This window comes from Cellulosimicrobium sp. 22598 (assembly GCF_052044445.1).
In the GTDB taxonomy this organism is placed as follows: Bacteria; Actinomycetota; Actinomycetes; order Actinomycetales; family Cellulomonadaceae; genus Cellulosimicrobium; species Cellulosimicrobium cellulans_G.
The window spans coordinates 1-19616 of the sequence record NZ_JBQEMZ010000027.1 but is presented as its reverse complement, the minus strand read 5'-3'; the positions used below and the strand labels follow the sequence as shown (position 1 = coordinate 19616).

The 19616-nt window shown below is 74.6% G+C and carries 17 protein-coding genes; 12 read left to right on the top strand and 5 right to left on the bottom strand.

Annotation, left to right across the window (positions count from 1 at the left end; translation table 11 throughout):
* Positions 1–33: 33 nt before the first annotated feature.
* Complete coding sequence (locus tag ACTJIY_RS19735; RefSeq protein ID WP_353708022.1) at positions 34–1269, bottom strand: multidrug effflux MFS transporter; 1236 nt, start codon at positions 1267–1269, stop codon at positions 34–36.
* A gap of 143 nt (positions 1270–1412) precedes the next feature.
* Between ACTJIY_RS19735 and ACTJIY_RS19730 the strand changes: the two genes are divergently transcribed.
* Entirely contained in the window at positions 1413–2180 is a 768-nt protein-coding gene (locus tag ACTJIY_RS19730) for an SOS response-associated peptidase (RefSeq protein WP_440675266.1), read from the top strand.
* A gap of 30 nt (positions 2181–2210) precedes the next feature.
* Here ACTJIY_RS19730 and ACTJIY_RS19725 read toward each other — a convergent pair whose 3' ends face one another.
* Positions 2211–3299, bottom strand: coding sequence for an adenylate/guanylate cyclase domain-containing protein (locus ACTJIY_RS19725; RefSeq protein WP_439158896.1), 1089 nt, complete (start codon positions 3297–3299; stop codon positions 2211–2213).
* Positions 3300–3427: 128 nt separating this feature from the next.
* A complete protein-coding gene (locus tag ACTJIY_RS19720) occupies positions 3428–4342 on the bottom strand; it encodes a biotin--[acetyl-CoA-carboxylase] ligase (protein WP_440675267.1) in 915 nt (304 codons plus the stop codon).
* A 249-nt stretch (positions 4343–4591) separates the two neighbouring features.
* Here ACTJIY_RS19720 and ACTJIY_RS19715 point away from each other — a divergent pair, with 249 nt between their 5' ends.
* The 8 genes from ACTJIY_RS19715 to ACTJIY_RS19680 all read left to right on the top strand — a co-directional run bounded on the left by ACTJIY_RS19715 (position 4592) and on the right by ACTJIY_RS19680 (position 13258).
* On the top strand, positions 4592–6163 hold the full coding sequence (locus ACTJIY_RS19715) for an acyl-CoA carboxylase subunit beta (protein ID WP_440675272.1): 1572 nt from the start codon (positions 4592–4594) through the stop codon (positions 6161–6163).
* Positions 6164–6212: 49 nt separating this feature from the next.
* Entirely contained in the window at positions 6213–6731 is a 519-nt protein-coding gene (locus tag ACTJIY_RS19710) for a hypothetical protein (protein ID WP_253051128.1), read from the top strand.
* Positions 6728–6988, top strand: a complete 261-nt coding sequence (locus ACTJIY_RS19705; RefSeq protein ID WP_253051127.1) for an acyl-CoA carboxylase epsilon subunit — start codon at positions 6728–6730, stop codon at positions 6986–6988. Before ACTJIY_RS19710 ends, ACTJIY_RS19705 begins: the two co-directional genes overlap by 4 nt.
* Entirely contained in the window at positions 6985–7779 is a 795-nt protein-coding gene (locus ACTJIY_RS19700; protein ID WP_440675268.1) for a hypothetical protein, read from the top strand. The genes ACTJIY_RS19705 and ACTJIY_RS19700 overlap by 4 nt, the downstream gene beginning before the upstream one ends.
* A gap of 10 nt (positions 7780–7789) precedes the next feature.
* Positions 7790–9532 carry a DUF885 domain-containing protein gene (locus tag ACTJIY_RS19695; protein ID WP_353708018.1) on the top strand — a complete coding sequence of 581 codons (1743 nt, stop codon included), beginning with the start codon at positions 7790–7792 and terminating at the stop codon, positions 9530–9532.
* A gap of 74 nt (positions 9533–9606) precedes the next feature.
* Entirely contained in the window at positions 9607–10527 is a 921-nt protein-coding gene (locus ACTJIY_RS19690) for an AEC family transporter (RefSeq protein ID WP_440675269.1), read from the top strand.
* Positions 10528–10591: 64 nt separating this feature from the next.
* On the top strand, positions 10592–11251 hold the full coding sequence (locus ACTJIY_RS19685; RefSeq protein WP_353708017.1) for a Maf family protein: 660 nt from the start codon (positions 10592–10594) through the stop codon (positions 11249–11251).
* 207 nt (positions 11252–11458) lie between these two features.
* Positions 11459–13258: an acetyl/propionyl/methylcrotonyl-CoA carboxylase subunit alpha gene (locus tag ACTJIY_RS19680; protein ID WP_440675270.1), complete on the top strand. Its 1800-nt coding sequence runs from the start codon at positions 11459–11461 to the stop codon at positions 13256–13258.
* A 596-nt stretch (positions 13259–13854) separates the two neighbouring features.
* On the opposite strand, the gene ACTJIY_RS19675 is transcribed toward ACTJIY_RS19680, so the two are convergent.
* Together ACTJIY_RS19675 and ACTJIY_RS19670 are read right to left on the bottom strand one after the other, a co-directional pair.
* Positions 13855–15168, bottom strand: a complete 1314-nt coding sequence (locus tag ACTJIY_RS19675) for an MFS transporter (RefSeq protein ID WP_253051121.1) — start codon at positions 15166–15168, stop codon at positions 13855–13857.
* A gap of 58 nt (positions 15169–15226) precedes the next feature.
* A complete protein-coding gene (locus tag ACTJIY_RS19670; RefSeq protein WP_253051444.1) occupies positions 15227–16429 on the bottom strand; it encodes an MFS transporter in 1203 nt (400 codons plus the stop codon).
* Positions 16430–16574: 145 nt separating this feature from the next.
* Between ACTJIY_RS19670 and ACTJIY_RS19665 the strand changes: the two genes are divergently transcribed.
* From ACTJIY_RS19665 to ACTJIY_RS19655, 3 genes are all read left to right on the top strand, one after another.
* Positions 16575–17120 carry an NUDIX hydrolase gene (locus tag ACTJIY_RS19665; RefSeq protein ID WP_374614510.1) on the top strand — a complete coding sequence of 182 codons (546 nt, stop codon included), beginning with the start codon at positions 16575–16577 and terminating at the stop codon, positions 17118–17120.
* 91 nt (positions 17121–17211) lie between these two features.
* Complete coding sequence (locus tag ACTJIY_RS19660; protein ID WP_253051120.1) at positions 17212–17943, top strand: helix-turn-helix transcriptional regulator; 732 nt, start codon at positions 17212–17214, stop codon at positions 17941–17943.
* 121 nt (positions 17944–18064) lie between these two features.
* On the top strand, positions 18065–19411 hold the full coding sequence (locus ACTJIY_RS19655; RefSeq protein ID WP_253051119.1) for an MFS transporter: 1347 nt from the start codon (positions 18065–18067) through the stop codon (positions 19409–19411).
* Positions 19412–19616: the final 205 nt, after the last annotated feature.

Sequence of the window (19616 nt, the reverse complement as noted above, 5' to 3'; positions counted from 1 at the left end):
CGTGTGAAAGGGCGGCGAAGGCCGGCCGTGGCGTCAGACCGGCGTGTGCCAGCCGCCGCGGCGGAACGCCGGCGTGGCGAGGGCGAGCACGAGCAGGGACGCGACGACCGCGCCGAGCATCACGGTCGCCATCGCGACGGCGTCGCCCCCGAGGACGCCGACGAGCGGGCTCACGAGCCCGGCGACCCCGGACTGGAACGCCCCGATGACGGCGGCCGCGGTCCCGGCGATCTCGCCGTGCCGGGTGAGCGCGAGCGCGGAGGCGTTCGCGGGGATCATGCCCTGCATCGACAGGACGAGGAACAGGGCGGCGACGATCCCGACGATCCCGCCGGCGCCGGTCACGGCCACCACGAGCAGCCCGGCGGCGAACACCCCCTGCACGACGAGCGCGGTCCGGAGCAGGCGCACGGGCGCGACGCGCCGGACGAGGGCGGCGTTGGCCTGCGCGGACAGGACGAGGCCGATGCCGTTGACCGCGAAGAGGAGCGCGAACTGCCCGTGGCTGAGCCCGTACCCCTCCTGGAGCACGAACGGCGACCCCACGACGTAGCTCATGAGCACGGCCTGGCCGAGGCCGGGCAGGACGGCGAGCGCGACGAAGTGGCGGTCGCGCAGGAGGCTCGCGTAGCCGCGCAGGACGGTGCGCGCACCGGCGGGCCGCCGCCGCTCGACGGGCAGGGACTCGGGCATCCAGAGCAGCACGATCGCCCCGAGCGCGATGCCACCCAGCGCCAGCACCCAGAACACCGCGCGCCACGTCGCGTGGGCACCGATGAACGAGCCGATCGACGGTGCCAGGAGCGGGGCGAGCCCGATGACGAGCATGAGGCGCGACAGGATGCGGGCGGCGTCCGAGCCGGTGAAGCGGTCCCGGATCGCGGCGATCGCGACGACGGAGGCGGACGCGTTGAAGAACCCCTGCAGCACGCGCAGCCCGATGAGGATGCCGATGTTGGGCGCGAGCGCGCACAGGAGCGAGGTCACGACGTGCAGCGAGAGCCCGACGAGGACCGGGAGGCGCCGGCCGTAGCGGTCGGAGAGCGGCCCGATGACGAGCTGGCCGACCGCGCCGCCGAGGAGCATCCCGGACAGCGTGAGCTGCGCGAGCGAGTCGGGCGCCCCGAGCTCGGCGCCCACCTCCGGCAGCAGCGGGAGGTACATGTCGACCGTGAGCGCGGGGAGCGTGGCGAGCGCGCCGAGGAGCAGCACCCAGCGGGCGGACGATCTCGGTCGGGGCAGGGCGGGGTCGACCGAGGACGAGGACATCTGTCCATCGTATCGATTCGATCGGGCCGGACCCGGACGCGCGGGAGTGAGCCTCCTCTCCCCGGCTGCGGCCCGCGCACGGCCCTGCCGACCCCCATGACGCCCGCGCCCCGCGTGTGGGTGGCGTGCGGCAGGCTGGAGGCATGTGCGGACGCTATGCCTCCTTCCGGGACACGCAGGACCTCGCGGACGAGTTCGCGATCGCGGACGTCGCCGACGACGCGCGGCTCCTCCCGCCGTCGTGGAACCTCGCGCCCACGGACCCGGTGCGGATCGTCGTCGAGCGCGCCGCGAAGGACACGGGCGAGGTCCGGCGCTCGCTGCGGGTGGCGCGCTGGGGCCTCGTGCCGTCGTGGTCCAAGGACCCGAAGGGCGGCGCGCGCATGATCAACGCGCGTGCGGAGTCGATCCTCGACAAGCCGGCGTTCGCCAAGCCGTTCGGCGTGCGGCGCTGCCTGGTCCCGGCGGACGGGTACTACGAGTGGCGCGTCCTGCCCGACGGCGCGTCGCCGGCAGGGTCCGCGGGCGCGTCGCCGCGCCGGGGGAAGGTCCCCAAGCAGCCGTACTGGATCGCGCCGAGCGGCGGCGAGAGCGCCGCGTTCGCCGGGCTCTACGAGTTCTGGCGCGACCGGACCAAGGCCGACGACGACCCCGACCGCTGGCTCGTCTCGACGACGATCATCACGACCGACGCCGCGCCGTACCTCGCCGAGATCCACGACCGCATGCCGCTGGTCCTCCCCGCCGACGCGTGGGACGCGTGGCTCGACCCGGCGGTCGACGCGCGCGGGGCGGCCGACCTGCTCGGCCTCGGCGGCCCGCACGACGACGTCCCCCTGGTCGCGCGCGAGATCTCGACCCTGGTCAACTCCGTGACGAACGACGGGCCCGGACTGCTCGAGGCCGTCTGACGACCCGGCCTCGGGACGCGAGCGCGGCGGTCAGCCGCGGTAGGCCCACTGCAGACGCACGGGCTCGATCGTGCCGAGCCCCTGGACCTCCGTCTCGGGCTGCGCCGTGAGCGCGAAGCGCTGGTCGCCCGCGAGCAGGCCCGCGGTCTCGCGGTCGACGAGGACCGTCGTCGGCTCCGCGATGTCGACGAGGCGGGCGGCGAGGTTGACGCTCGGCCCGAACACGTCGCCGAACCGCGAGAGGACCCGGCCCCACACGAGGCTGACCCGGACCGGCGGGACGTCGACGTCCTCCTCGCGCCCGCCGGCCTCGGCCAGGCCGAGCGCGACCCGCGCCCCGGTCGCGACGTCGTCGGCGACGTAGAGCACCGCGTCGCCGATCGTCTTGACGACGCGCCCGCCCGCGGCGGTGATGACGTCGCGCGCGCTGGTCTCGAAGAGCTGCACGAACTCGGCGAGCTCGCTCGACCCCAGCCCGCGCGTGCGCTGCGTGAACGAGACGATGTCCGCGAACCCGACGGCCCGCGGGAGCGGGAGCTCGTGCTCGTCGACCGCGGTGGCCCGCGCGTCGGAGAACTCGACCGCGAACCTCCCCGCGACCGCGGCGAGCTGGCGGCGCCACGCGTGCAGGAGCTGCTCCTCGAGGACCGGGGCGAGCTCGGGGAGCCGGTCGAGGACGAGCAGGCGCGCGCTCGTGTCGTCGAGGTCGAACCGGCGCGTCAGGTGCTCGACGAGCGCCTCGACCTGCCAGAGCACGAGCCGCTCCGTGGTGTGCCCGGTGGACCGGATGAGCGTCGTCAGCGCGCGCTCGTCGAGCCGCTCGGTCGCGGCGAACGCAAACACGTCCGCGAGCGCCTGCGCGTCCTTCTCCGTGAACGCGTGCTCCTCGCCCTCGGTCAGGGGGAGGCCGAGCGCCTGCCAGTAGGCGCGCACGCGGTCCGTCCCGACGCCCGCGCGCTCGGCGAGCCGCTCGACGGTCAGGGTGCGGGGCCCGCCGAGGAGCGCCTCGTCGAGCACCGCCTCCGTCGCCTCGGTGTCCGGGGCCGGCTCGCCGCCCTCCCCGCCGTCCGGAGACGGGGTGGTGGGGACGGGCACGTTCTGCTCAGGGTCCACGGGCACCCGGCGATCCTATTCCTCGGCCCGGGCCGGTGAGATCGGCGGTCGTGACCGAGATCGGCAGTGGCGCGCGAGATCGGCGGTCGTGACCGCCGACGTCGTCCCGGACTGCCGATCTCGGCCGGAGTCCGTCACCCGTGCGGGCGCAGGTGGTGGACGTCGCCGCTGTGGTGGACGCTCGTCGTGCCGTCGTCCTCGCGTACCACCAGTCCGCCGTCGGGCGCGAGCGCGGTGGCGAGCCCGACGACGTCGCCGCCCGCGACGCGCTCGACCCGCACGCGCGTGCCGAGCGTGGCGCTGACCTGCGCGCAGTCGGCGTCGAGCCCGGCGGCGTGCGCGTCGCCGCCGGCGTCCTGCCAGCGCGCGAGGACCTCGCCGAACGCCTCGTGGAGGGCGACGAGCAGGACCTCGCGGTCGGTCGTCGCGGCACCCGCCAGGGCGAGCGAGGTGGCCGTGGGGACGGGCAGCTCCGCGCGCTCCTGGGAGACGTTGAGCCCGACGCCGACGACGACGCCGCCGTCGGGCAGCACCTCCGCGAGGATGCCGGCGACCTTGCGCAGGGGCGGGTGGCCGCCGACCGCCGGCGTCGCGACGTCCTGCGGAACGGGCGCGGCGCCCGGGTCCGGCACGAGGACGTCGTTCGGCCACTTGACGACGGCGTCGACCCCGGCGGTCGCACGCAGGGCGCGGGCGGGCGCGAGCCCCGCGAGGAGCGGGAGCCAGCTCAGCGCCTCGCGCGGCACCTCGGGGCGCAGGAGGAGCGAGCCGAGGAGCGCGGCGCGCGGCGGCGTCGTCCACGAGCGCCCCAGCCGGCCGCGACCCCCGGGCTGGTGCTCGGCGACGAGGAGCGCCGGCGCCGGCCAGGCGTCCGGGTCGGCGGCGACCGCGCGCGCGAGCTCGGCGTTCGTCGACACCGACTCGGGGACGACCTCGAGCCGGGCGAGGGGCCCTGCGGGCGCCACGAGCAGCTCGCGCAGGAACTCCGCCCGCAGCGGGGGCCGCCCGTAGCCGTCGGGCCTGGTCTCGTCGTCGCGCGCGCTCACCATGCCCGCCATCCTCCCGCACGCCGACGGCCCGGCACGAGGGACGCACGGCCGGTCGGACGCCGCGGACGGACATCACCGGCGCGCCGCCGGGTTTGTCGACACCCACCAAGACCCGCCCCGGGCGTGCTGGCGTCGCCCGCATCGAGTTGGCGCCACCCGCCAACTAGGCTCGGGTCCGTGACGGACTCTGCGACCACCTCGCCCGCGACGCCCGAGGCACCCCCGACATCGCCCGACGCGCCCCACCTCGTGGGCACCGCGGCCAAGCTCGCCGACCTCGACCGTCGCCGCGCCGAGGCGACCGAGCTGCCCGAGGAGGCGGCGCGGACCAAGCAGCACGCGCGCGGCAAGAAGACGGCGCGCGAGCGCATCGAGGCGCTGCTCGACGAGGGCAGCTTCGTCGAGCTCGACGCGTTCGCGAAGCACCGCTCGCACAACTTCGGGCTCGAGAAGAAGCGCCTGGCGGGCGACGGCGTCGTCGTCGGGCACGGCACGATCGACGGCCGCCAGGTGTGCGTGTACTCCCAGGACTTCACGGTGTTCGGGGGCAGCCTCGGCGAAGTCCACGGGCAGAAGATCACCAAGGTGCAGGACCTCGCGCTGCGCACGGGCGCGCCGTTGATCGGCATCTCCGACGGCGGCGGCGCGCGCATCCAGGAGGGTGTCGCGGCGCTCACGCAGTTCGCGGAGATCTTCCGCCGCAACGTCGCGTCGTCGGGCGTGATCCCGCAGATCTCGCTCATCCTCGGTCCCAGCGCGGGCGGCGCGGTGTACTCCCCCGCGCTGACCGACTTCATCGTCATGGCGGACAAGACGTCGAACATGTTCATCACCGGCCCGGACGTGATCCGCGCGGTGACGGGCGAGGACGTGGGCTTCGAGGAGCTCGGCGGAGGCCTGACGCACAACGAGAAGTCCGGCGTCGCGCACTACCTCGGCGCGGACGAGGACGACGCGATCGACTACGTGCGCCACCTCGTGTCCTACCTGCCGCAGAACAACCTCTCGGACGCGCCGTCCTTCCCGCCCGACGACGTCGACCTCGACGTCACGGAGGAGGACCTCGAGCTGGACGCGCTCGTGCCCGACTCGGACTCGCAGCCGTACGACATGCGCACCGTGATCGAGCACGTGCTCGACGAGGGCGCGTTCCTCGAGGTCCAGCCGCTGTTCGCGAAGAACGTGCTCGTCGGGTTCGGGCACGTGGAGGGCCAGTCGGTGGGCGTCGTGGCGAACCAGCCGCTCGCCATGGCGGGCACGCTCGACATCGACGCCGCGGAGAAGGCGGCGCGGTTCGTGCGCACGTGCGACGCGTTCAACATCCCGGTGCTCACGCTCGTGGACGTCCCCGGCTTCCTGCCGGGCGTCGACCAGGAGCACCAGGGCATCATCCGGCGCGGGGCCAAGCTCATCTACGCGTACGCCGAGGCCACGGTCCCGCTCGTCACCGTCATCACGCGCAAGGCGTACGGCGGGGCGTACATCGTCATGGGATCCAAGCAGCTCGGTGCCGACGTCAACCTCGCGTGGCCGACGGCGCAGGTCGCGGTCATGGGCGCGGGCGGCGCGGTGAACATCCTCCAGCGGGCGGCGCTCAAGCGCGCGGCCGACGCGGGCGACGACGTCGAGGCGGAGCGCGCCCGGCTCGTCGCGGAGTACGAGGACGCGATCGTCAACCCGTGGGACGCCGCCGAGCGCGGCTACGTGGACGCGGTGATCCGCCCGTCCGAGACGCGCGTGCAGGTCGTGCGGGCGCTGCGGGCGCTGCGCACCAAGCGCGCGACCCTGCCGCCCAAGAAGCACGGCAACATCCCGCTGTGACCGCGAGCGAGCCCCAGCACCCGACGAACCTCGCGAGGGAGGACCACGCATGAGCCACGACGACGCCACGCACGGACCCGTGCCGCTCGGGTCCGTGGACCCGGCGCCGCTGCACGCCGCGGTCGACGCGCTCACGGCGGCGCTGCACGAGTACGTCGAGACCGCGGTCGGGGTGCGGGCCGAGTTCGGGGCGTCCGAGGCGGACGAGGACCCGCGCGTGCTCGCGCTCGAGGGCCGCATCGGCACGCTCAACGCGCGGCTGTTCGACGAGCTGCACGGCGCGCTCGGCATCCACGCCGACCTCACGACGTCGGTGTGGGACCCGGGCGCCGACGAGGAGGTCGACGACGACGCCTCGCCGGCCGACGTGCAGGACGACACCTTCACGCTCGACTACGTCGTCATGACGCACCCCGGCGGCCCGGACCTCGACGACGTCGTCGGGCTCCTCGACCGGTGGGGCCACGAGGCGCGCGAGCGGCTCGTCGAGGCGGGCTACGCCGTCCCCGAGTGGGGCGTGGGGCGCGGGGCGGACGACGACCACGACCACGACGAGGACGACGAGTGAGCACGGCGGGGTCCGGCGCTCCGAGCGTCCGCGTCGTGCGCGGCGCGCCGGACGAGCTGGAGGTCGCCGCGCTCGTCGCCGGCCTCGCCGCGGCGGCCGCCGCGAGCGGGCTGCCCGACGACGTCGCGCCCGTCGACGAGTGGACCAACCGGGCGCGCGGGCTGCGCGGGACCGGGGACGGCGCGACCGCGAAGAGCTTCGGCGGGCGCTCGGGCCGGCACAACGCCGACTCGTGGCGCTGGAGCCTGCGGTCGTGACGACGCCGAGCGCGTCGCCCCGCACGCGCCGCCTGCCCGAGCGGGGCGTGCTCGTCGAGCTCCCCGCGTCCGCCGACGAGGTCGAGGCCGACCCGACGAGCCTGCCGGGCGTGGAGCCCGTGCCGGGCTGGCGCCGCTGGGCGTGGGCCGTGGCGTTCGTGCCGACCGTCGCGCTGCTCGTCTACCAGCGCCTCGCGTCGGGGCGCGGGTGGTCCGTGCCGGACGCCGTCGTGGTCGTGGCGACCCTCGGGCTGCTCGTCACCGCGCTGCTCGCGCTCGTGCGCTACCTCGACGACCGCGTCGTGGCCGGGCTCGCGCGCGGGCGGGACGCGCTGCTCGCCGCGCCGGTCCGGGCGACCGGGACGCTCGTGCTTCCCGGCGTCGGTGCCGCGGACCTCGCGGCGGGCACGGCGGAGGGCTCCACGGAGGACACCGCCACGGGCACGCGGACGACCGGGCCCACGGTCGTCCCGACGACCCTGGTCGTGACCACCGCGTCCGGCGCGCGGACCGCACGACCGGCGCGCGTCGTCGTGCCCGACGGCGCGGCGGGCCCGCGCCCGGGCGACCCGGTCGCCGTCTGGCACGCCGCGGACGACGCGGACGCGTCGGGGGTGCTCCTGCTGCGCTACCACCGCGCCTGGGCGGACGACCTCGTGGCGGCGCTGCGCGGCCGCGCCGGCGCCGCTCCCGACGCGGGACCGCCCGGAGACACGCCCGGCGCGCCGACCGAGGAGGACCGCGGCGAGAGCCCGGGGAATCCGGCAGACCCGCGTCCGGGCGCCGAGTAGTCTCGTCCGGGTGAGCGACACCACCACCACACCCGCCGGCGCATCCGCCGGGACCCCCGACCGCACACCCACGCCGATCGACGCCGTCGCCGAGGCCTACGTCACGCGGATCGCCGAGCTCGACCCGATCGCCGCGACCGCGATGGGCCTGTCCGGCTACGACCACCTCGTCTCCGACCTCTCGCCCGCCGGGCACGACGCGCGGGCCGACGCCGACCGCGCGGTGCTGCGCGAGCTCGAGGGCCTGGAGCCCGTCGACGACGTCGACCGCGTCACCCTCGCCGCGATGCGCGAGCGCGTCGGCCTGCAGCTCGAGCTGCACGAGGCGGGCGAGCCGCTCGCGAGCCTCAACAACATCGCGTCGCCGGTGCAGGAGCTGCGCGACGTCTTCGACATCATGCCGACCGGGACGGTCGAGGCGTGGGAGAACATCGCCTCCCGCCTCAACGCCCTGCCCACGGCGATCGACGGATACATGGCCTCCCTCACCGAGGCGGCGGCGCGTGGCAACGTCGCCGCGATCCGCCAGGTGCGGATCGGCGTGCAGCAGTCGCGCGAGCTCGCCGACGCGAAGGGCTCGTTCTTCACGACGTTCGTCGCCGGCCCCGAGGCGAACGCCGTCCTCGACGACTCCTCGGCGTGCTCGCTCGTGCGCAAGGAGCTCGAGCACGGCGCCGCCGCGGCGCGCGAGGCCTACGGCCGCCTCGCGGACTTCCTCGAGACGACGCTCGCGCCGCAGGCACGCGAGCAGGACGCCGTGGGCCGCGAGCGCTACGGGCTCTTCTCGCGCACGTTCCTCGGCGCGCAGGTCGACCTCGACGAGACGTACGCGTGGGGGCTCGAGGAGCTCGCGCGCGTCGTCGCCGAGCAGGAGGAGATCGCGCGCCGCATCGCCGGGCCGGGCGCGAGCGTCGAGGACGCCGTCGCCGCGCTCGACGCCGACCCGGCGCGCACGCTGCACGGCACGGACGCGCTGAGGTCGTGGATGCAGGAGACGTCGGACGCCGCGATCAGCGCGCTGAACGGCGTCCACTTCGACGTCCCGACGCCGGTGCTCGACCTCGAGTGCATGATCGCGCCGACGCAGACGGGCGGGATCTACTACACGCCGCCGAGCGACGACTTCTCCCGCCCGGGCCGCATGTGGTGGTCCGTGCCGTCGGACGTCACGGAGTTCAACACGTGGCGCGAGAAGACGACGGTCTACCACGAGGGCGTCCCCGGCCACCACCTGCAGTGCGGCCAGGCCGTGTACGCGCGAGCGACGCTCAACACGTGGCGCCGGCTCGCGTGCTGGGTCTCGGGCCACGGCGAGGGCTGGGCCCTGTACGCCGAGCGCCTCATGGCGGACCTCGGGTTCCTCGACGACGACGGCGACCGACTCGGCATGCTCGACGCGCAGCGCATGCGTGCGGCGCGCGTCGTGCTCGACATCGGCGTGCACCTCGGCCTGCCCGCGCCCGAGCAGTGGGGCGGCGGGACCTGGGACGCCGACAAGGCGCTCACGTTCCTGCGCGCGAACGTCAACATGCCCGACTCGTTCGTCCGGTTCGAGCTCGACCGCTACCTCGGCTGGCCGGGTCAGGCGCCGTCGTACAAGGTCGGCCAGCGCCTGTGGGAGGCCACGCGCGACGACGCGCGCGCGGCGGCCGCGGCCCGCGGCGAGGCGTTCGACGCCAAGGCGTTCCACGCGCGCGCGCTGAACCTCGGCTCGGTCGGTCTGGACGTGCTGCGCGACGCGCTCTCCTCGTGACCCGGTCGTCCACCCTGCCCGGGTCGGCCTCGCGCCGGCCCGGGCGGGGCGGGCCCGCCCTGGGGAGCTGACGCGTGGGCGCCGTCCTCACCGGCTTCGCCATCATCGCCGTGGTCGTGGCGGCCGGGTACGTCACCGCGCGGCTCGGCATCGGGGGCCCCGACGCGAGGACCGCGCTCAACCGCATCGGGTTCTTCGTCGCGAGCCCCGCGCTGCTGTTCACCGTGCTCGCGCGGGCGGACGTCGGCGCGCTCTTCCAGGCGCCGCTCGCGGTCGCGGCGGTCTCCGCCGTCGTGACCGCGGGCGTGTTCGTGCTCGTCGACCGGCTGTGGCTGCGGCTCCCCGCCCCCGAGGCGACCATCGGGGCCGTGGGCTCCGGCTACGTGAACGCGAACAACATCGGCCTGCCCGTCGCGGTGTACGTGCTGGGCGACGCGACCGCCGTCGTGCCGGTGATCCTGCTCCAGCTCCTCGTGCTCGCACCCGTCGCGCTGCTCGTCCTCGACGCGACGACGAGCGGGCGCCTGTCCTGGCGCTTCGTCCTCGCCCAGCCCGTGCGCAACCCGATCATCCTCGGGTCGTTCGCGGGCGCCGTCGTCTCGGTGACCGGCTGGACCCCGCCCGTCGCGGTCATGGCTCCGCTCGAGATCCTCGGCGGTGCCGCCATCCCCATGATCCTGCTCGCGTTCGGCATGTCGTTGCACGGCACCAGGCCGCTGCGGCGCGGCGAGCCCCGCGCGGCCGTCGGGGTGGCGAGCGTCGCGAAGCTGCTCGTCATGCCCGTCGTCGCGTTCGTCGTCTCCCGGCACGTCCTCGGGCTCGACGACGCCGCGGTCGCCTCGGCCGTCACGCTCGCCGCGCTGCCCACCGCCCAGAACGTCTACAACTACGCGGCACGGTTCGGGCGGGGCGAGATCCTCGCGCGCGACACGATCCTCGTCACGACCCTCGGCTCGCCCGTCGTGCTGCTCGTCGCGGCGCTGCTGGTCGCGTAGGACCGCTCGGCGCGCGCCGTCCGGCTCGCCGGTCGCGCCGGTGCTCGACGGGTAGTCTGCGCGGGTGCTCCGACTCGTCCTCGCCTCCCGCTCCCCCGCCCGCCTCGCGACGCTGCGCGCGGCCGGCGTCGAACCCCTCGTGCGCGTCTCGGGGGTCGACGAGGACGCGGTCCTGCAGGCCGCCGCCGCGGAGCGCGGCGGGCTCGACCCCGTGGACGCGGTGCTCGTCCTCGCCCGCGCCAAGGCGGAGGAGATCGTGCGCACGCTCGCCGACGACGGGACCGGCGCGCCGGTCGACGACCCCGCGCTCCTCGTCGGGTGCGACTCGATGCTCGAGCTCGACGGCGAGGTGCTCGGCAAGCCCGTCGACGCCGACGACGCCCGTGCGCGCTGGCGCGCGATGCGCGGCCGGGCCGGCGTCCTGCACACCGGCCACTGGCTCGTCGACCTGCGTCCGCTGCCCGACGGCGGGACGGGCACCGCGACCGGGGCCACCAGCTCCACGACGGTGCACTTCGCCGACCTCACGGACGACGAGATCGACGCGTACGTCGCGACGGGCGAGCCCCTGCACGTCGCGGGCGCGTTCACGGTCGACGGCCTCGGCGGGCCCTACGTCGAGCGCATCGAGGGCGACCACCACGGCGTCGTCGGGATCAGCCTCCCGCTGCTGCGGACGCTGCTCGGCGAGGCCGGGGTCGCCTGGCACGAGCTGCGGTCCTGACCCGACGGGGCCGCCGTCCGTCGTCGGCGCTCGCCGTGGTGCCGTTGTGGGTGCCGGACAACCCCAGGCGCCGGGCGAGGCCCAGGGACGCGCCGCTATGGAGGTTTCCTCCAACCACCCTCCGCGCGCCTTGGCTTCTTCTCCAATCTTGTCCGGTACCCGGCCCGGGAGCGTGAACGGCGCCCCGCGCACGCGTTACCGTGAGCCGTGCCCGCGAACCCCACCCGCCCCCTGAGCAAGGTCCTCGTCGCCAACCGTGGCGAGATCGCCGTCCGGATCGTCCGTGCCTGCGCCGACGCCGGCATCGCGTCCGTCGCGGTCTACGCCGACCCGGACCGGCAGGCCCTGCACGTGCACCTCGCCGACGAGGCGTTCGCGCTCGGCGGCGCCCGGGCGGCCGAGACCTACCTCGACATCGCGAAGCTGCTCGACGTCGCACGCCGCTCCGGCGCCGACGCGGTGCACCCCGGGTACGGCTTCCTCGCCGAGAACGCCGAGTTCGCCCAGGCCGTGCTGGACGCCGGCCTCGTCTGGATCGGGCCGCCGCCGGCCGCGATCGACGCTCTCGGTGACAAGGTGAGCGCACGCCACATCGCGCAGCGCGCCGGTGCCCCGCTGGTCCCCGGCACGCCCGACCCCGTCGCCGACGCGAGCGAGGTGCACGCCTTCGCCGCCGAGCACGGGCTGCCCATCGCGATCAAGGCGGCGTTCGGCGGCGGCGGGCGCGGCCTCAAGGTCGCCCGCACCGCGGACGAGATCGACGAGCTCTACGAGTCCGCGGTCCGCGAGGCCACGGCCGCGTTCGGGCGCGGCGAGTGCTTCGTCGAGCGCTACCTCGACACGCCCCGCCACGTCGAGACCCAGTGCCTCGCGGACGAGCACGGCACCGTCGTCGTCGTTTCCACGCGCGACTGCTCCCTCCAGCGCCGCCACCAGAAGCTCGTCGAGGAGGCCCCCGCGCCCTACCTCAGCGCCGCCCAGGAGGCCGAGCTCTACAAGGCGTCCGAGGCGATCCTGCGCGAGGCCGGCTACGTCGGCGCGGGCACGTGCGAGTTCCTCGTCGGGGCCGACGGCACCATCTCCTTCCTCGAGGTCAACACGCGCCTCCAGGTCGAGCACCCGGTGTCCGAGGAGGTCACCGGCATCGACCTCGTCCGCGAGCAGCTGCGCATCGCCGCGGGCGAGCCCCTCGGCTACACGTCGACGCAGGTGCGCGGCCACTCGATCGAGTTCCGCATCAACGGCGAGGACCCCGCCGCGAACTTCCTCCCCGCCCCCGGCCGCATCTCGCGCCTGCGCTTCCCGTCCGGGCCCGGCGTGCGCGTCGACTCCGGCGTCGTCGAGGGCGACACGATCTCCGGCGCGTTCGACTCCATGATCGCCAAGGTCATCGTCACCGGCGCCACGCGCGAGCAGGCCGTCCAGCGGGCCCGCCGCGCGCTGCGCGAGCTCGAGGTCGAGGGCATCCCCACGGTCGTGCCGTTCCACCGCGCCGTGCTCGACGCCGAGGCGTTCGTCCCCACGGACGACGCGCCGTTCCGTGTGCACACCCGCTGGATCGAGACCGAGTTCGCGGACCAGCTCGCCGCGCTCGCGCCCGCCCCGGCCGCCTCCACCGACGAGGACGACGAGCCCCTCGCGACCGAGCGCGTCGTCGTCGAGGTCGGCGGCAAGCGCCTGGAGGTCGTCCTCCCCGCCGGCCTCGGCATGGCCGCGGGCCGTGCCCGCACGGCGAACGCCGCGCGTCGGCCCGCGCGGCGGAGCACCGGCAAGGCCAACGGCGGCGCCTCCGGCACGACGCTCGCCTCCCCCATGCAGGGCACGATCGTCAAGGTCGCCGTCGCCGACGGCACCCAGGTCGCCGAGGGCGACCTCGTCGTCGTGCTCGAGGCGATGAAGATGGAGCAGCCGCTCCTCGCCCACCGCGCCGGCACGGTCCGCTCGCTCTCCGCCACCGCCGGCGCGAGCGTGAGCTCCGGCACCGCCATCTGCGAGATCGTCGACTGACCCTCCGGGCCACCGTCGGGCTCGGTGCACGACCCGCGTGCTCGGGGCGCCGGGCTGCGCCGGCTTCACGACCCGCGTGGTCGGGTTGGGTGGCCGGGGTGGATGGCGCGTTCGGGCTGCCGCGCCGTCGCCTGGGTCTGTCGGGTGGCACTTCTCGGAGCGCGGCTCTGACGCCCTTCACACCCCACCCACCCCGGCCCGGCTTCGGCCCACGTCGTGCAGCCCCTTGCCCGACGACCGTCGCGCCCGCCGCGCTGTCGGCGCACCACGCTCGTGGGTCATGCGACGAGCCCGCGCTAGCCCTGGCCGTTGGCCTTCCGGCCGCCCGGCGCATGACGGCGAGGCGTCCAGCACTGGTACGCGCCGGCCTCCGCCCGGACCGAACGGGACCGCCGGACCGGGCCGAGGTTCGTGCGGTGACGGCCAGGACGAGCGGTGGGGTCGGACCGTGTGCGAAGGACGTCAGAGGCGCACTCCCAGAACTCCCGCCAGACAGACCAGGGTGACGGTGCGCCAGTCCGAGCACACGGTCCGACCCCACCGCGGACCCGACCCTGCGGGCCGTAGACCCGACCCCGACCGCGACGAGGCGGGTGCTAGTCGTGCTGGGCCGCGGCACGGATCGCACGGCGACCGGAGGGCAGGGCGACGGCGACGGTGATGACGAGGAACATGAGGATCCCGGAGACGACGAGGAGCGACTCCACGGTGAAGCGGTCGGCGAGCGGGCCGAACACGACCATGCCGAGCGGCATCGAGACGGCCATGACGATGCCGACGAAGCCGAAGACGCGGCCCTGGCGCTCGGGCTCGACGGTCTCCTGCAGGACGGTCATGGACGTCGTCGAGAACGGCGGCACGGAGAGGCCGAGCAGGAACATGAAGACGAAGAACACCCACATGTTCGTCGAGAGACCCATGGCGACGGACAGGACGCCGAACACGAACGTCGACCCGACGATCATGGCGATGCGGTTCTTGAGCCCGCCCCAGGTGGCGAGGAGCACGCCGCCGAGCAGCATGCCGACGGAGAACGCGACCTCGTTGACGGTGAGCTTCCAGACCTCCTCGCCGAAGGTCCGCGCGACCATGAGCGGGGTGAGGTACGACGGCGCGACGATGAGCAGGAACACGACGGCGTAGAGGCCGAGCACCCACCGGACGAACGGGTGCGAGCCGAGGTAGCGGAAGCCCTCGACGAGGTCGTCGAAGTACCCTGCTCGCTCGCCGGCGGCGGCGTGCGCGAGCGTCGGGACGGGCACGAGCAGGAGGAGGCCGATCCCGATCACGGCGGTGACGACGTCGACGAAGAACACGGAGACGATGGACGTGCTGGCGTAGACGGCCGCGGCGACCGCGGGGGCGAGGAGCATCATCGCGGACTGGATCGACTGGTTGATCCCGTTGACGCGCAGCAGCTTGCTGGTCGGGACGATCTGCGGGAGCAGGGCCGCGACCGCGGGGGTCTGGATCCCGGCGCCCGTGGAGCGGATCGCGAGCGCGGCGTAGATGAGCCAGAGGTCGTCCGCGCCGCCGAGCATGAGGAGCGCGAGCGCGAGGGTCGTCACGGCGATCGTGCCGTCGGCGGCGATGACGAGCGCCTTGCGGTTCACCCGGTCCGCCCACACGCCGCCGAAGATCGAGACGACCGCCTGCGGCAGGAACCCGAAGAGGGTGCTCAGCGCGAGCACGGCCCCGGACTTGGTCTCGATCGTCAGGTGCCACATCACGGCGTACTGGACGAGCATCGAGCCGAACAGGGAGACGGTCTGCCCGGAGAGGAAGATCGCGGTGTCCCGTCGCCACCGGGGCTTCGCGAGCGTGTCGTCGACCGGGGCGTCGTTCTCCACACCGTCGGAGAGGTCGTCGGCGGTGGGGGCGTCGGTGTTCTCGTACGGCGTATGGCTCACCCGCACATCCTGACGGCCGCCACCCACACGGTCCACGGAATTCGCCGTCGGCGGACGGTCAGTCGGCCGCGGGGACCTCGCCCACGTGCGCGATGTGCCCGAGCTGGCGCCACACGAGCGCGAGCGTGACGCCCGCGCCGACGAACGCGAACCAGAACGGCGCGGTGATCCCCCACGCCTGGGCGAGGACGCCGCCCAGCGCCTGCCCGACGACGCTGCCGCCGAACACGCAGACCATGTAGACCGAGCCGACGCGTCCCTGGAACTCCGTGGGGACGGCACGCTGCCGGATCGTGTTGGACACCGTGCCCCACACGAACGCGTACGCACCGAAGACGACCATGATCGCGAGCGCGACCCAGCCGGTCGTGGTGAGGGCGAGCGCGAGGTGCATGAGGACCTCGAGCGAGAGGCACACGCGCATGAGGGTCGACAGGCGCACGTGCCGCTCGAGCCACCCGAACGACGCGATGCCCACGACGCCGCCGACGGCCGACGCCGTCGTGAGGAGCCCGAACCCGACCTCACCCATGTCGAGGTGGTCGAGCGCGTACTTGACGAGGACGCCCCACGGCGCGGCCCAGGTCACGTTGAAGGCGAGGATGACGAGCGCGAGCGTCCGCACCGGGGCGTTCCCGAGGATCCACCGCACGCCCTCGGCGATGTCCTGGCGGAGGTGGGTCTGCGTCTCGCGCACACCGCCCGGTGTGGTCGCGATCCGTCCCACGAGCACGACGGCGAGCGCGACGCACACGACCTGGACGACGAACGGCCAGACCATCCCGAGCGCGAAGAGGAACGCGCCGACCGGCGGTCCCAGCAGCTGGTTGGCGGTGAGGAACCCGGCCTGGAGCCGGGCGTTGCCCGTGCCGAGGTCGCGCGGCTCGACGAGCATCGGGAGCAGGGTCTGGGACGCCGAGTCCGCGAACACCTCGGCGACGCCGTACAGGAACATCACGGCGAGGACGACGCCGATGCTCACGTGCCCGGTCGCGATGAGGACGCACAGCGCCACGACGACGACCGCGCGCAGCGCGTTGGCCACCATGACGACGACGCGCCGGTCGAGGCGGTCGGCCAGCGCCCCGGCCCAGAGGCCGAACAGGAGCCAGGGCAGCCGCTGCAGCAGGGCGGCGAGCGCGACGAGGAACGCTGAGTCGGTCTGGGACGCGACGAGCAGCGGCCCCGCCGCCAGGGCGATGCCGTCGCCGACGTTGCTCGTCCACGACGACGACAGCAACCAGCGGAAGCCGGTGCCCATGCGTCGCGGTGCGACGACCTCTCCGATCCTGCTCACAAGCGGACCAGCGTACGCCGCGCGGTGGTCCACCCGGGCAACCTTTTTCCGGGGCGTCCGCGGTGGGATCCGGCGCCGCGCGGAGCGCCGGCCTGGCAGCATGGGCCCCGTGACCATCCCGACCGCGCCCCGCGATCCCGGCGACCCGCCCCCGCGGCTCCCTCGCCACCTGCAGCCGGGCGACGGCTGGGTGGAGTGCGAGTGCGGCCGTCGGCACTGGGGTCTCTTCGGCGCCGCCGGGCTCCTGCTCGGGCGGCGCGACCGCGCGGGCCGCCTGACCGACGTCGTCCTGCAGCACCGCGCGCCCTGGTCCGACCAGGGCGGGACGTGGGGAGTGCCGGGCGGCGCCGTCGGGCCGGACGAGACCCCGGCCCAGGGAGCCCTGCGCGAGGCCGAGGAGGAGGCGGGCATCGACCCCGCGCACGTGGACGTCGTGGGCGAGCGTGTGCTCGACCACGGTCCGTGGCGCTACACGACGGTCCTCGGGGAGATCGCGGACGGCGCGGAGGTCGACCCGCGCGCGACGGACGCGGAGAGCGTCGAGGTCCGCTGGGTCCCGGTCGACGACGTCGCGACCCTCGACCTGCTGCCCGCGTTCGCGGACGCGTGGCCGAGCCTGCGCGCGGCGCTCGACCAGGGGGCTCCCGAGGCCTGACGGCCTGCCCGCGCGGGACCTTCGTCACCGATCGGTGGTGGACCCGCCTCGCGGCCGGTCCGCCGGCGTCGGTCCGGGGCACGATGGCGTCGTGCCCGAGGACACGTCGACCACGTACCGCGCGCTCGCGTCGTCGAGCCGGCTGACGCTGCTGCACGCGCTCCAGGAACGCGGCCCGATGACGGTCGCGGACCTGTCGCGCGAGGCGTCGCTCTGCCCGAGCGCGACGCGTGAGCACCTCCAGCGGCTCGCGGACGCGGGGTTCGTGCGCAGCGCCCCCGAGGTGCGCACGACGCGTGGACGCCCGCGCATCCTCTACGAGGCGATCGCGGGCGAGGACCCGCCGCGGGACGACGGCGCGGCGCGGCGCCTCGGCGAGTCGCTCGTCCGGGCCGCGCTGACCCGCACGGTGCTCGGTCACGGCGACGCCGCCCAGGGCGCCGCGCACGACGACGCCGCGCACGGCACGCGCGACGACCTCGCCGGGACCGCGCGCGTGGCGGGCCGGCGGCTCGTCGACGTGCTCCGTTCCTCGGGCCGCGACGCGCCCGAGCCCACGCCGGAGAACCAGCTCGCCGCCCTCGACGACCACCTGCACCAGCTCGGGCTCGACCCCGAGCTCGAAGAGGAGCGGCTGCGGTTCCATCTCTACCGGTGCCCGTTCCTCGCGCTCGCGGCGGACCGCGAGGACGTGGTCTGCGCCGTCCACCTCGGCCTCGTCCAGGGCGTGCTCGCGGGCGTCGGCGGGCCCGTCCGCGCGGAGGCGCTGCTGCCCTTCGTCGAGCCCCACCACTGCGTGCTGCAGCTCTCGCGCGCGAGCTGATTATTCACGGTCCGCGGCCCGCCGCGGCTCCCGTCCGCCGGGTCATGCTGACGGCACACCGGGTACGGACCCGGCGTCACGACGTCGGTGTGGTCGTGACCTGCGACGACGGGAGGACGACATGACCGCCCCTGCCACCACCAGGCCGCCCTCGCTGCTGCGGGCGGTGCGCACGCCGTCGAGCGTGGACCTGTCGACGTGGGACCCCGAGGACGAGTCCCGCTGGGACCGCCGGTTCGCGTGGCGCACGCTGTGGATCACGACGTACAACCTCACGCTCGCGTTCTGCGCGTGGTACCTCGTGAGCGCGGTCGCGCCCCGGCTCAACGACGTCGGCTTCGACCTCACGACGGCACAGCTCTACTGGCTCACGGCCGTCCCCGGCCTCGCCGGCGGGCTGTTCCGCATGGTCTACATGTTCCTCCCGCCCGTCGTCGGCACGCGCACGCTCGTGGGCGGCACGGCGACGCTCGTCCTCCTGCCGATGCTCGGCTGGACCTTCGCCGTGCGCGACGCGAGCACGCCGTACGCGGTGCTCATGCTGCTCGCGGTCGCGGCGGGGATCGGCGGCGGCGCGTTCTCCGGGTTCATGCCCTCGACGAGCTACTTCTTCCCCCGGCGCATGGCGGGGACGGCGCTGGGGCTGCAGGCCGGGATCGGCAACTTCGGCGTGAGCCTCATCCAGTTCCTCACGCCGTGGGTCGTCGGCTTCGGCCTCCTCGGCACGGCGGCCCTCACGCCGCAGCAGACGGCGACGGGCAGCCATCTCTGGCTGCACAACGCAGGCCTCGTCCTCGTGCCGTGGACCGTGCTCGGCGCGGTGCTCGCCGCCCTGTACCTGCGCCGGGTCCCGGTGAGCGCGAACTTCCGCGAGCAGCTCGACATCTTCGGCAACAAGCACACGTGGATCATGACGGCGATCTACCTCATGACCTTCGGCGCGTTCAGCGGGTTCGCGGCCCAGCTCGGGCTGCTCATCGTCGCGGAGTACGGCGGGTTCGAGAACGCGCCCGACCCGCTGCGCTACGCGTTCCTCGGCCCGCTGCTCGGCTCGGCCGCGCGCGCCGGGTTCGGGCCGCTGTGCGACCGGTTCGGCGGTGCGGTCTGGACCCTCGTCGCCGGGATCGGCATGACGGTCTCGACGGTGTTCTCGCTGTTCTTCCTCGACCCGCACGACGTCGGGCAGTTCGGCTGGTTCCTCGCGGGGATGCTCGCGGTGTTCACCTTCGCCGGGATCGGCAACGCAGGGACGTTCAAGCAGATGCCGATGATCTTCCCGCGCCGCCAGGCGGGCGGGGTGATCGGCTGGACCGCCTCGATCGCCGCGTTCGGCCCGTTCCTCGTCGGCATCGGGCTCTCGCTCGTCCCCGCGCGGTCGTTCTTCGTCGGGTGCGCCGTGTTCTTCGCCCTGTGCACGTGGCTCACGTGGCACTACTACGCCCGGCCGGGCGCCCCGAACCCCTCCTGACCACGACCGGGAACGCCGGCGACGCGTCCGCCGTCCCCGCCCCAGAGAACTCGAGGAGCTGTCGTGCCCCCACTCGACGAGCGCACCCCCCGTGACCCGGCCGCCGCCCTGCTGCGCCTGGGCAGCCGCCTGCGGCGCGGGCAGGTGTCCGACGACCTGCGGCAGGTGTTCCTGACCGGCGGGCGCCAGGGCGACGTGTTCTACC

Excerpts from the sequence above, each read along its gene's own strand:
- ACTJIY_RS19735 (WP_353708022.1), bottom strand. The coding sequence starts at position 1,269 with ATGTCCTCGTCCTCGGTCGACCCCGCCCTGCCCCGACCGAGATCGTCC.
- ACTJIY_RS19730 (WP_440675266.1), top strand. The coding sequence starts at position 1,413 with ATGTGCGGACGCTATGCCTCCTTCCGGGACACGCAGGACCTCGCGGAC.
- ACTJIY_RS19720 (WP_440675267.1), bottom strand. The coding sequence starts at position 4,342 with ATGGTGAGCGCGCGCGACGACGAGACCAGGCCCGACGGCTACGGGCGG.
- ACTJIY_RS19710 (WP_253051128.1), top strand. The coding sequence starts at position 6,213 with ATGAGCCACGACGACGCCACGCACGGACCCGTGCCGCTCGGGTCCGTG.
- ACTJIY_RS19670 (WP_253051444.1), bottom strand. The coding sequence starts at position 16,429 with ATGGGCACCGGCTTCCGCTGGTTGCTGTCGTCGTCGTGGACGAGCAAC.
- ACTJIY_RS19655 (WP_253051119.1), top strand. The coding sequence starts at position 18,065 with ATGACCGCCCCTGCCACCACCAGGCCGCCCTCGCTGCTGCGGGCGGTG.